10 protein-coding genes are annotated in these 12,237 nt (G+C 46.5%); 7 read left to right on the forward strand and 3 right to left on the reverse strand.

Annotation, left to right across the window (positions count from 1 at the left end; all coding sequences use genetic code 11):
- The first annotated feature begins 31 nt into the window (after positions 1-31).
- The 4 genes from ADIS_RS08850 (at position 32) to ADIS_RS08865 (ending at position 5,687) form a co-directional block, all read left to right on the forward strand.
- Entirely contained in the window at positions 32-2,263 is a 2,232-nt protein-coding gene (locus tag ADIS_RS08850; RefSeq protein ID WP_010854107.1) for a S9 family peptidase, read from the forward strand.
- A gap of 65 nt (positions 2,264-2,328) precedes the next feature.
- The gene (locus ADIS_RS08855) at positions 2,329-3,249 is read left to right on the forward strand and encodes a dihydrodipicolinate synthase family protein (protein ID WP_010854108.1); all 921 of its coding nucleotides are present in this window, start codon (positions 2,329-2,331) and stop codon (positions 3,247-3,249) included.
- A gap of 45 nt (positions 3,250-3,294) precedes the next feature.
- Positions 3,295-4,683: an aminopeptidase P family protein gene (locus tag ADIS_RS08860; protein ID WP_010854109.1), complete on the forward strand. Its 1,389-nt coding sequence runs from the start codon at positions 3,295-3,297 to the stop codon at positions 4,681-4,683.
- Positions 4,684-4,775: 92 nt separating this feature from the next.
- Positions 4,776-5,687 carry a hypothetical protein gene (locus ADIS_RS08865; RefSeq protein ID WP_238325416.1) on the forward strand — a complete coding sequence of 304 codons (912 nt, stop codon included), beginning with the start codon at positions 4,776-4,778 and terminating at the stop codon, positions 5,685-5,687.
- Positions 5,688-6,776: 1,089 nt separating this feature from the next.
- Here the strand turns inward: ADIS_RS08865 and ADIS_RS08875 are convergent.
- Together ADIS_RS08875 and ADIS_RS22960 are read right to left on the reverse strand one after the other, a co-directional pair.
- Positions 6,777-7,268, reverse strand: coding sequence for an SNF2-related protein (locus ADIS_RS08875; RefSeq protein WP_010854113.1), 492 nt, complete (start codon positions 7,266-7,268; stop codon positions 6,777-6,779).
- Between the two features lie 181 nt (positions 7,269-7,449).
- Entirely contained in the window at positions 7,450-7,590 is a 141-nt protein-coding gene (locus ADIS_RS22960; protein ID WP_010854114.1) for a hypothetical protein, read from the reverse strand.
- 260 nt (positions 7,591-7,850) lie between these two features.
- On the opposite strand from ADIS_RS22960, the gene ADIS_RS08880 reads away from it, so the two are divergent.
- The 3 genes from ADIS_RS08880 (at position 7,851) to ADIS_RS08895 (ending at position 10,781) form a co-directional block, all read left to right on the forward strand.
- Positions 7,851-8,798 (forward strand): UDP-glucuronic acid decarboxylase family protein, encoded by a 948-nt coding sequence (locus ADIS_RS08880; RefSeq protein ID WP_010854115.1) that lies wholly within the window; start codon positions 7,851-7,853, stop codon positions 8,796-8,798.
- A gap of 383 nt (positions 8,799-9,181) precedes the next feature.
- A complete protein-coding gene (locus ADIS_RS08890; protein WP_010854116.1) occupies positions 9,182-9,577 on the forward strand; it encodes a response regulator transcription factor in 396 nt (131 codons plus the stop codon).
- A gap of 10 nt (positions 9,578-9,587) precedes the next feature.
- Entirely contained in the window at positions 9,588-10,781 is a 1,194-nt protein-coding gene (locus tag ADIS_RS08895) for a sugar transferase (RefSeq protein WP_010854117.1), read from the forward strand.
- Positions 10,782-10,786: 5 nt separating this feature from the next.
- On the opposite strand, the gene ADIS_RS08900 is transcribed toward ADIS_RS08895, so the two are convergent.
- On the reverse strand, positions 10,787-12,010 hold the full coding sequence (locus ADIS_RS08900; RefSeq protein ID WP_155907315.1) for a glycosyltransferase: 1,224 nt from the start codon (positions 12,008-12,010) through the stop codon (positions 10,787-10,789).
- Between the last annotated feature and the right edge of the window lie 227 nt (positions 12,011-12,237).

A 12,237-nucleotide genomic window follows, 5' to 3' on the forward strand; every position in this document is an offset into this window, starting at 1 on the left:
ATTAAGCCAACCAAAATCAAAAAGATAACGGATGAAGCGTATTTTCCTTTTTGTTGCCTTTTTTCAGTGTGTATGTTTTTCTGTTGTCTATCCACAGGCCGAGCTTACCCTAGCAGATATCTTCAGCCATGGAACTTATGACCAGAAGCGGTTTGGCCCGATCCGGTGGATGAAAGACTCCAAAGGGTATTCGAGTATTGAAGCCAACTCTCAAGTCGGAGGCGATGATATTGTATTGTACGATGCCCGCAGTGGCGCCAGGTCTGTACTCTTTTCTGCCGAGGAATTAACCCCTGCGGGAGCAGATAGCCCTTTGAAAATCGCAGACTACCAGTGGTCTGAAGACAACTCAAAGTTGCTTATTTTCACCAACACCGTCAAAGTCTGGCGATACCACACACGCGGTGATTATTGGGTGATGGATATTTCCTCCCGTCAGCTTCGTCAGTTGGGAAAAGGACTGCCGGCACGGACCTTGATGTTTACGAAGTTTTCACCGGATGCTTCGCGTGTCGCCTATGTAAGCGAGCACAATATTTTTGTAGAAAATCTGGCTGATGGCAAAATCACGCAGTTGACTCACGATGGAAGTGATATCATCATCAATGGCACTTTTGATTGGGTATATGAGGAGGAGCTGGACTGTCGGGATGGATTTAGATGGAGTCCGGATGGGGAGACGATCGCCTATTGGCATTCGGACACCAAAGACGTGGGAACCTTTTACCTTATCAATAACATCGATTCGCTCTATTCCAAGCCCATTCCACTGCCCTATCCAAAGGTAGGGGAGAAGCTGTCGTCGGTCAAGATCGGGGTAGTCTCCGCGAGTGGGGGAGAGACCAAGTGGTTTGACTTCCCCGGGGACCCCCAAAATAATTACCTGGCCCGCATGGAGTTTATTCCTGGATCCAGGGAGGTGATGGTGCAGCAGCTTAACCGCAAACAAAACACCAATACCGTGTGGGTAGGAAGCGTGGACAGCATGGATCTTAAGGTTATTATAGAGGAAAAGGATGAGGCTTTCCTTGACGTCCATGACAATATCCAATGGCTGGACGGTGACAAGTATTTTACCTGGACCAGTGAGCGGGATGGCTGGTTACACCTGTATAAGGTGTCCAGAGATGGAAAATCTGTTGAATTGATTACGGAAGGTGACTTTGATGTTGTCCGTATAAGCCATATCGATCCCAAGGGAGGCTATGTGTATTTTATTGCCTCCCCGGATAATTATACCCAACGGTACTTGTATAGGAGCCGATTGAATCGACGGAACAAAGCAGAGCGGATCTCCCCGATCGACGATGCCGGACAACATTCCTATCAGATATCCCCGGATGCCAGCTTGGCCATACAGACCTTTCAAAATGCCAATACACCTCCCTTATATTCCGTTGTCAGCTTACCCGATCACCGATTGCTTCGTGTTTTGGAAGATAATCGTGAGCTATTGGATAAATACCTGGCATTAAAACTCAATCCCAAAGAATTTTTTAAAGTGGATATAGGGGAGGTGGAATTGGATGCGTTTATGATCAAGCCGATTGGTTTCGACTCTTCCAAAAAATATCCTCTTTTGTTTTATGTCTATGGAGAACCTGCGGGATCTACCGTTCAGGATAGCTGGATGAACGGCGATCTCTGGCATCAGTACATGGCGCAGCAGGGGTACGTGGTTATCAGCATCGACAACAGGGGAACCAAAACGCCCCGTGGTCGGGAATGGCGCAAGTCCATCTATGGGCAGATAGGCATCTTGGCTTCGGAAGACCAGCACAGGGCTGCGAAAAAAATTCTAAGCACCCATTCATTCCTTGATCCGGAGCGGGTGGGCATTTGGGGATGGAGTGGAGGTGGTCAGATGACGATGAACTGTATGTTCAGGTATCCCGATGTGTATAAGACAGGCATTGCCATCGCCTTTGTCTCGGATCAGCGCCTATACGATGCAACCTATCAGGAGCGCTATATGGGACTGCTGGAAGAAAATGAATGGGGCTATCGCGAAGGATCTCCGCTCCATCATGCGGAAAAGCTCCAAGGTGACCTGATGATCATGCACGGTACCGCGGATGATAACGTACATTACCAGAGTTTCGAAATGTTGGTGGATAAGTTGATCAGGCACAATAAGATGTTTTCCATGATGTCTTATCCTATGCGGGCGCATGGGATAAATGAACGGGAAAACACCTCCCTGCACTTGCGTGAAACGATGAAGAAATTTTTGTTGGAGAAACTTCCAAGCGGAGGCATCTAACAGGCAGTAGGATGTAATTACTAATTTGATAAAAAAAGGACACGATAAACACAAATTTTAAAGCTATGTTACAGTGGAAGGGAGTTTTTCCGGCAATAACAACCAAGTTTACCGTAAACGATAAACTTGATATTCCTGCGTTTCTTAAGGGAGTCGATGCCCAGTTGGATGCAGGGGTTCACGGTATAATCTTAGGAGGCAGTTTGGGCGAAGCCAGCACACTTACCGACTATGAGAAGGAAGTATTGGTAAAAGAGACCGTGGATTTTGTGCAGGGACGGGTGCCAGTAGTACTTACCATCGCCGAACAGGCCACCAGGAAAGCCATGAAGCTTGTCCAAGAGGCCTCAGACAGCGGCATCGCTGGTTTTATGGTGCTGCCACCCATGCGGTATAAGTCCGATGACCGGGAGACCATCACCTATTTTACGGATATCGCGCAATCCACCGATCTCCCGATTATGATCTACAACAACCCCATTGATTACAAGATCATGGTGACGGTCGATATGTTTGAGGAGCTGACCAAATGCGACAATATTCTGGCTGTGAAGGACTCTACCCGAGACCTGAACCAATTGACCAAAATGAAAAACCGTTTTGGAGATCGGTATAAAGTGTTCGGCGGCGTGGATCCGCTTGCGCTTGAGAGCCTGGTGCTGGGTGCAGATGGTTGGGTTGCCGGCTTGGTCTGCGCGTTTCCGCAGGAAACGGTAGCGATCTATCGACTGGTTCAGGAAGGCAGGATTGAAGAAGCGTTGAAGATCTATCGATGGTTTTTTCCATTGCTGGAGCTGGACATACATCCCAAGTTGGTGCAGTACATCAAACTGGCAGAAGTAGCAACGGGCATCGGTACGGAATACGTACGGGCTCCCCGTTTGACCCTTGTGGGAGAGGAGCGGAAGCATGTTTTGAAAGTTATAGAGGAATCGCTTATTTCGCGTCCAGAATTGCCCGTGTGGGATCGGCAGACTGTTCAATAGATTGTCGGCCTCACCGGGGTTCGTTCTCTTAAAATGCGGTAATCCATGAAACTGTTTCCAAAAGAGGTATATCAAGAGCGAAGAAAACGGCTAAAGCAGCTGATGGGCAAAGGTGTGTTGGTCTTTATGGGCAATGAGGAAAGCTCCATCAATTATAAAGACAACTGGTATCCCTTTCGCCAAGATAGTTCGTTTCTCTACTTTTTCGGCCTGGATCTTCCCGGCTTGGTGGCCATCATCGATGTGGACCAAAACCTGGAGGTAATCTTTGGAGACGATGTCAGTACAGAGGATACGGTTTGGTTCGGTTCGGTGCCGGCGCTAAGTACGCTTGCCGAATCCGTGGGCGTATCCTCTGTCCGACCGGCTGCGGCCATGGATACCTTTTCCAAAACGGTGTCTCTGGAGCGTGTACACCTTTTGCCGCCTTATAGACCGGAAAACCTGCTCAAGATCGCCGAGTGGTTCCGTGTGCCGGTTCCACAGGTTCCCAGGTTGGTTTCGGAGAGTTTTATCCGGTCTATAGTATCGCTCCGATCCATCAAATCGGAGGCAGAGCTGGTCGAGTTGAACCACGCGGTCAGCCTCTCCGTGGAGTTGCACAAAACCGTTATGCGTGGTGCCAGGGAGGGCATGTACGAATACGAATTATTGGGCAAGGTGATGGGGGGCGCGGCTGCTGCCGGTGGATCCCTGTCCTTTCCGCCGATCATTACCACGCAGGGTCAGATCTTGCACAACCATGTGTATTCCCGCAAGTTGGCGGAAGGAGGCATGTTGCTGGGGGATTTCGGGGCAGAGGCTCCATCCCACTATGCTGGCGATATCACGCGTACCATTCCGGTGGATCCTACTTTTTCGAGCCAACAGCGGGAGGTATACCAATTGGTACTGGACGCTTATCAACTCGCCGTGGGTGCCCTAAAGCCGGGGATGTTTTTTAAAGAGGTGCATTTGATGGCCTGTGCCCGTCTGACAGAAGGTCTTAAGTCCATGGGATTGATGAAGGGCGATACCCATGAGGCCGTGGCGCAGGGCGCACATGCCTTATTTTTTCAGTGTGGTTTGGGACATATGATGGGTTTGGATGTCCACGATATGGAAGACCTCGGCGAGCAGTATGTGGGCTATACCGATACGTTAAAGAAAAGCACCCAGTTTGGGCTGAAATCCCTCCGGCTGGGCAGGCAACTGGAAGCGGGCTTCGTGGTCACGGTAGAGCCTGGCCTTTACTTTATTCCCCAGCTTATGGATCAATGGCAGGCAGCGGGTCTGCACACCGATTTTATCAACTATGGGGAACTGAAGCATTTCCGGGATTTTGGAGGCATTCGCGTAGAAGATGCCTATCTAATCACTCCCAAGGGATCTGAGGTGTTGGGACCACCATTGGAGATTGAGATCGAAGAGGTGGAGGCACTCAGGGCACTGTAAGGAGGATCCTTTTTTTGGGTTGTTGGGTTTCCATGCCAGTCTAGACCTCTCTTTCCGGTTGGTTTTTTCTTGCTTTCGCGCTACATTTATCCATGGCATTTGGCGTGGGAGTAATGGGTATAAGGATTGGTATAAAGTTCTTTTTTGGATTACTGCTGTGTGTTTTGTCCTGTAAGGTTCGGCAGGAGGGCAGTATGCTTTCACAGTATCCCTCGCCCATGGAGGAATTCATTCGGCCTCACACACGTGTGGAAGAAGGGGGTTTTACAGGGGATCGGAGCGTGCTGCCGGGGATTTTTCACCGGGATCCCGTGTTGTTTATGCCTGCTACGGAGAGTATGGATTCCGTCAACCTGCTGATCCATTTTCATGGAAGCGAAGCGGTAGTCGGCTATGCCATTCAGCAGCACAGCGGCTGGGTGGGCGTATCGGTTAACCTTGGAAGCGGATCCCGCGCTTATGGGACTCCTTTCGAGGGCAGCGGAGCCTTTGAAGCGTTGCTGGCTGCGATTGCCGAAAGCGTAGGAGTGCCGATACGCCTGGTGTACCTGTCCGGATTTAGTGCAGGGTACGGGGCGGTGAGGGCTATTTTGAGGAGCGAACATTACCCGAGTATTGATGGGGTGCTGTTGTTGGATGGCCTGCATGCAGGCTATGTGCCCGATCGAACACCACTTTCAGATGGAGGTACTATAGACGAGCGGGACTTGGATGCGTTTCAGCGATTGGCGACAGACGCCATTTTGGGCAAAAAGCACTTTGCTATAACCCACAGTAGTGTGTTTCCCGGCACCTTTGCCAGTACCACAGAGTGTGCCGACCTTCTTCTCCGGGCAAACGGGATTGCCAGGGAGCCGGTATTGAGAGAAGGGCCTTTGGGAATGCAGCAGGTAGGGCAGTCCCAATCGGGAAACTTTCAGGTACTGGCATTTGCTGGCAACACCGCTCCCGACCACATCGATCATCTGCATGCACTTTTCTATTTTATGGAGCTGTTGGAGTAGGGAAGGCCCTTGGTTTACGTAGGCACTAGTTATTTGCATTCGGGTAACGAGGGTAGAAAGCCTATAAAAATTCACCCTCGTACGGTATTATTCCTCTACGGTTTTATTCCTCTACGGTGTCATTCAAGATGTTGATTTTTAACCTTGAAAACTTCCCCTAAAATACCCAGAACTACCGGTCAACTTTACCTCATCATGGGGTTGTATAAGCAGGTGGTTCCACGGCTTGCCTCCATTGGGAACGGTGAATTCTGAGGCGTATTTACAATAATGCAAAGCGGACTTTTTCGATAAGATGTTCCCCATAGCTATACCCGGGATTTTCGATCAGGACACGTGGTTCCAGCTAGGTTTCTTTCCTCTTGCCTATCCAGATTAGTTTGTGTTTTTAGGTGTCGAAGGCTTGTTTCCTCATAGAAATGAAACCAAGGATTGGTTAAAGGGAAAAACTCCGGTAACTAAAGTAAGGCAATTTAGGCGTCTGTTCCGAGCATGACGAAAAGATCATTAGATATGAATAAAATGCCAACGTGATACCTACTAACCAAGAGGACTGGATAAATCCAGTTTTGGCCGCGGTTATTTATCCACTACAGGTCCTTTTTGAAGCTCAAATCGTTTCTGAAGTTCTCCTTCCTTTATTCCCAAAACGAGGCAGGGATATCCAACGCTTCTTCCAAGCGAATGACCATTTTTCAGTGATTGCTATTTTTCCTTCCAAATGCAAATCGAAAGCCTCTAAGGATAGTTCTAACCCTTCAGCAAGCTTTTTTAATAAGGTTCCAAATGCTCTATGGATTCCATAATGGTATCCCATGGGGACGAAAGCAAATAAGACGCAGCGTTGGTTTCCATTTTCTGATTTTCTACCTGAACCCCAATCCTAAATGTATTAACTTATTCTCTATCGAATGAGTAGCAGTTTCTCTAATTTTTCCGCTTGGGCTAATTTCTATTCCAAAGTGATTTTCATATCGTCCGCCCAATGGTCGGGCTTTTCGTACTCTTCCGAAAAATAGGCTGTCTATTCTTCCACAGCGTAGGCTCTCATTTCTTCGCATAGCTCATCGCTGATCTGTACTAGCCGGCCTAGAGGTTCTTGATTTGGTGAGGCTGGCTCCGGTACGGTGGCTTACAAGGAAAAAAGTGTGGCCCAGGCTCTGCCGGGACGGTTTGGCCATCAACCGTTATGGCTGAGGCGATGTGGCAATCAGCCTCCAGAAAGGATTTGGATAATAAAATAAGTGCCTGAAGAAAAAATTTATCTTGTAATTCTTGTCCCCACTGTTTCCGAAGGTTTGCAGGGGAAATGAATAATATCTTTCGTTTTTGTTCAGCCCATTTTTGTGAGATTACCAATCCTGCTTCAATGGTTTTTCCTAATCCCACTTCATCGGTCAGAATAGCCTCCTTTGAAAGAGGAGATCTAAAAGCAAAAAGTGCCGCTTCCACCTGATGTGGGTTAAAATCCACTTGGGCATCCAGCAGCGTAGAGGCCAGCTTTTCCACCGAATCGGAAGCTACCTGTTTGATAAGTTCAAAGGCAAAATACTTGGCGTGGTAGGGAGTAAGAACGCTCATTTGAAGCAATATGCAAAAATAAAGGCAAATCTCTCAAGATTTAGTTTAGGCAAATTGAGATAAGTTGCTGTCAGGTTGCCGGTAAAAATGGTACAAACTGGGGAATAGACCGAGCCAAAAGTATAGGTTTTACATTCGGCGGTTCAGTTTGGCCATGACTTTCCGTTTAGCTTTTTACAACTCACTCAAAAGCAATGGGACTTCTTCCATAAACCTGACAAGCCCATTCTCCGTCCATCAACGCCCGCACTTCCCGAATGACCGCGTCGGATAGTCCGCGGCACTGATTGAGATCCAATCCCCAGAGGGCAAGGTTTGTCACCTCTTTTCAAACTTTGTCGCAAGCTCGCGGCTGTATGGATTTTTCTGTGCCACTGCGAAGTTGGTGTTGAATACGTTGGCTAATCCGAGACAGGAAGATAACATAGAGGTGTATTGGGTGTGTTTTCTTGTTTACGTAAATTTAGGGAGTAAAAATTAGGGTAAGTTTTTATTTTATCCATATTTTTATGTTTTGGAACTTTGGAAATTCAGGGGTTAATTTTAAAGATTGGTTAGTAAACATTTTAAGGGTTCATCGTTATGAAGAGAATTTTAGTTACCGGTGGTGCCGGTTTTTTAGGAAGCCATCTGTGTGATGTGCTTTTGAATGAAGGGAACGAAGTGCTTTGTTTGGACAATCTTTTTACGGGACGGCGAAAGAACATCCATCATTTACTTGAAAACAAAAATTTTGAGTTTTTGAGGCATGATGTCACCATGCCTCTGTACGTGGAAGTGGATGAGATCTATAACCTGGCTTGTCCGGCAAGTCCGATCCACTACCAATTTGATCCGGTACAGACTACCAAGACCAGCGTGATCGGGGCGATCAACATGTTGGGGCTGGCGAAGCGGTTGAAGGTAAAGATTCTACAGGCTTCTACCAGTGAGGTATACGGAGATCCGGAGATCCACCCCCAACCGGAGAGTTACAAGGGTAGCGTGAGTGTGACCGGCCCAAGGGCATGTTACGATGAGGGGAAGCGCTGCGCAGAAACCCTGTTTTTTGACTATCATAGGCAGAATAAGTTGAAGATTAAGGTGATGCGGATATTCAATACTTATGGTCCGCGCATGAATCCGTACGATGGGAGGGTGGTAAGCAACTTCATCGTTCAGGCATTGAAGGGCGAGGACATAACGATCTTTGGAGACGGTACGCAAACAAGGAGTTTCTGCTACGTAGACGATCTTATATCCGGCATGTATAAGCTTATGAACAGCAGGGACGGATTCACCGGTCCCGTAAACATTGGCAATCCGGTTGAGTTCACCATGCTGGAACTTGCTGAAAATGTGCTCGATCTCACTGGTTCAAAGAGTAAGTTGAAGTTTTTGCCGCTTCCTCAAGATGATCCTATGCAACGAAAGCCGGTGATAGATCTGGCCAAAAAGGAACTCGATTGGGAACCTAAAGTGCAGTTACGCGAAGGCTTGGAAAAAACAATCGGTTATTTTGACAAAGAGTTGGCGAGCCTGGTTGAATAGAACGTTCAACAACAGGTTTTTGACGCCAGGCGTGCAAAAAAATGCTTGGCGTTTTTTAATTTTTTGAATCCAATTAAATGAATTTTGTGATTAAAAAAATGTAATTTGTAATTTTTTATTCTGTATTTGGTTGGTTTTTCGGTTTTTTTTTCGGTTTTTTGCCTTTTATATTGGGATAATGTGTACAGAATATTAGCTAGAATCGTATCTTTAGTCTTGGAAGCAGGTAGGATACCTCTACTATCAGTAATCACCGTTTTGTAAGTGTCTATTTTCTAGAAAGGGGAGAATTTTACTCAGGGGGGCAATGTTGCCCATAGATTAGCCACTCGCTTCCTTGGAAGATGCAGAGGAATAGGAGTTGAAGACGAAAAAGAAATGAAATGAAAGAGCAATTGAATATTCTGGCAATAGATGACGAGCCTTCTGTATTGTTGATTATACAGCATTATTTTAAAGAGAAGTTTCAAGTCAAAGTTTTTAATAAACCTGCCGATGCCATTACCTGGATGCAGGATGGGAATGTCCCTGATCTCATTATTTGTGACCTCAACATGCCTGAGATCAGCGGTGAGGAGTTTGTGGTGTTTTTACGTTCATCTGGTTTCTTTTCATCGATTCCTGTGATTATGCTTTCGGCTACTGAATCCTCGGAAAAGAAGATTGCCATTTTGAATGCGGGGGCGGATGACTTTATGGTTAAACCGTTTAATCCCAAGGAACTGGAGGCCAGGATTAATTCAATTTTAAGACGACTCGGAAAACTGGAGTATTTATAAACCGATTTTTATGAATGAAGTAAAGCCTTTGGTTGCGTTGATCTCCTCGGAATCAGCTGCGGCAACTGAAATCATATCAGCCTTGGAGGTAGATTACGAAGTCGAGCATTTTGCCAATGGTATTTTTTTCTACAATGCCTTGACGAAAGACAAGAAGACATTTCACTATGTTTTGAGTGTTTCTGCGTTACGAGATGTTCATGGTTTGGCTTTGCGGAAGACCATGATGGACTTGGGATATGGCAATATCCCCTTTTTTTTGGTAGTAGATGAAGTAAAACCTGACCATATTCGGGATGCAATGAAAGGCGGTGTGACCGACTTATTCGTCCTGCCCGTCAATAAAAACAGGTTAAGAAATCGTTTGGATTTTCAAACCAAGTATCCTATTCTGAACAATCAGAAGCGGGAGATAAGCACGGATCCCCGTCTGAAGGAATATAAAATCCCATTTATCAAGCGGTTGGTAGACATCTTGGCATCTGGGTTTGCATTATTGTTGCTGTCCCCTGTTTTTCTTATCATCGGGATCTTGATTAAGCTGGAATCGAAAGGGCCGGTATTTTACTATTCGTACAGGGTGGGTACTGGGTACAATATTTTCAAGTTTTATAAGCTGCGGTCCATGCAGACCGACGCAGACGCTAAGCTGAAGAACCTGAAGCACCTCAATCAGTATACAAGTGTCCAAAGCACCACAGCTGCTCCCGAGGCAGAGGTAAAGGAGATCTGCGAGTTTTGCGAACAGGCAGGTGGGGGTTGTATGCAACCCTTGTATGATGACAAAAAGATAGTTTGTGAGCGCCTTTACATGGCCAAAAAACAAACCAATAAAGAGGCGGCGTTCATAAAAATCAAGGATGACCCCCGTATTACCAAAATAGGAAAGTTCATTCGAAATACCAGTATCGACGAGCTACCTCAGCTATGGAACGTATTTAAAGGGGATATGTCGCTTGTTGGAAATCGGCCATTGCCTCTCTACGAAGCGGAAAAAATCACCACCGATAGGTATGCCCTCAGGTTTTTGGGGCCGGCGGGAATTACCGGACTGTGGCAAGTGGAAAAGAGGGGAAGGGGTGAAATGTCGGAGGAAGAACGCTTGAGCTTAGACAATGACTATGTCAAAAATTTCAGTGTTTGGTTTGACATAAAAATCATTCTTCGCACTATCCCTGCACTCTTTCAAACCGAAAACGTTTAGGGTGATCACTGTTTTTTCAAGGTCTCGGCCATTTTCCATACCTGTGCCACCCGGTTTTCCCAGGTATTTTCCGAGGCCACTTGGTGGCGCTTGCCTCGTTTTTCGATCGAATCTCCCTCCAGTTCCTCTGAAATGGCCCGAACAAATTCGTCGTGGTCCTTTTCAAGACGGATTACATCTGCAAAAGCCATAATGTCTTCGGAAAATGGGGTGGCAACAACTGGTTTTCCCGAGGCGAGGTATTCGTTTATTTTGAGGGGATAGATGCTTTTGGTGACCTCATTGAGGAGAAAGGGAAGGATCAGTACATCAAAATGGGCAAGGTATTCCGGTAGTTTTTCGATGGGCTTTGGTCCAAGGAAATAAAGGTTGGGGATCGCGTCCAGGTCGATTTGCGTGCTGGCCCAGTGGTTTCTGGGACCCACCATTACAACGGATTTGTCCGGGTGCTGTTGGCAAATATGGTTCAAAAGGTCATAATCCGAACGATGGCAAATGTTGCCCGTATACCCGATTATTGGTTTAGGAATGCCTTGAAGATCGGAAGGAACAGGGATTTCCTCCAAGTAGGACTGCTTGAAAGTATCGAAGTCGGCTGCATTGGGCAGGTAGTTTACTGCTTTGCCAGACAGCTCCGCCAAATCAGATTGCAACTGCCTGGAGGTTACGATGGTAAAATCGGCGTTTCGAATCGCTTCCACCTCTGCTTGGGCACCATGTTTTCTCAGATAGGGTTCGAGGGCACGAATATTATCTCTGGACTGATAGATAAATAGCCGGGGTGAAAACCCGTTAGGCAGCTTGGTGAGGTAAAGTGGATTGAAGGAATTGAAAAAGATAAATTCTTCTATATCAAGTGATTTAAGTGCTTTTTTAATGCTTGCGACCAATATGCGGTCATTTATTCTGGAAAAAAATCGATAGATCGCACCGGGAGGGAGCCAATTGATCGGTAGCATGAGTCGGGGAGTCAGCCCATAAAGGTTGCTACTGTACCTTGTCAATGGGAGCAGTGCGTTTTTTCCAAAGAGTAAAGCCTCCTTTCTTCGCTGTACCGACGCCTTACTACGTTCCCTGAAAAAATCCAACAGGGTGTAAGGGTAATCTACATAGATCACGACCTGATCTTTTGCGAAGGTTTTTGCCAAGGACCAGGCTGCGGAAGAAAAGTCACCGTCCCATCGGGACATACTGATCATGACAATCGGAAGCTGTTTGAGAACTAGCATGTAGGGTAAAAATTTTATCCATAAATTGGTCTGAATGCCAACGTATGGGTAAATCTACTAAATAATACCTAGACTATTTGTGTTTTGAGGGTCATGGTTTTTTCGTTTTCAGCAGTTGTTTATATCTGTGTGTTTTAACTTGCTAGGCATAAAAAAAGCTGCCCATTGAAGGCAGCTTTTTGATGGTGTGCCGTGCATGTTAACTAACTAGGTGGTGAAAGTCCACT

Source organism: Lunatimonas lonarensis, from assembly GCF_000390185.1.
GTDB lineage: Bacteria > Bacteroidota > Bacteroidia > Cytophagales > Cyclobacteriaceae > Lunatimonas > Lunatimonas lonarensis.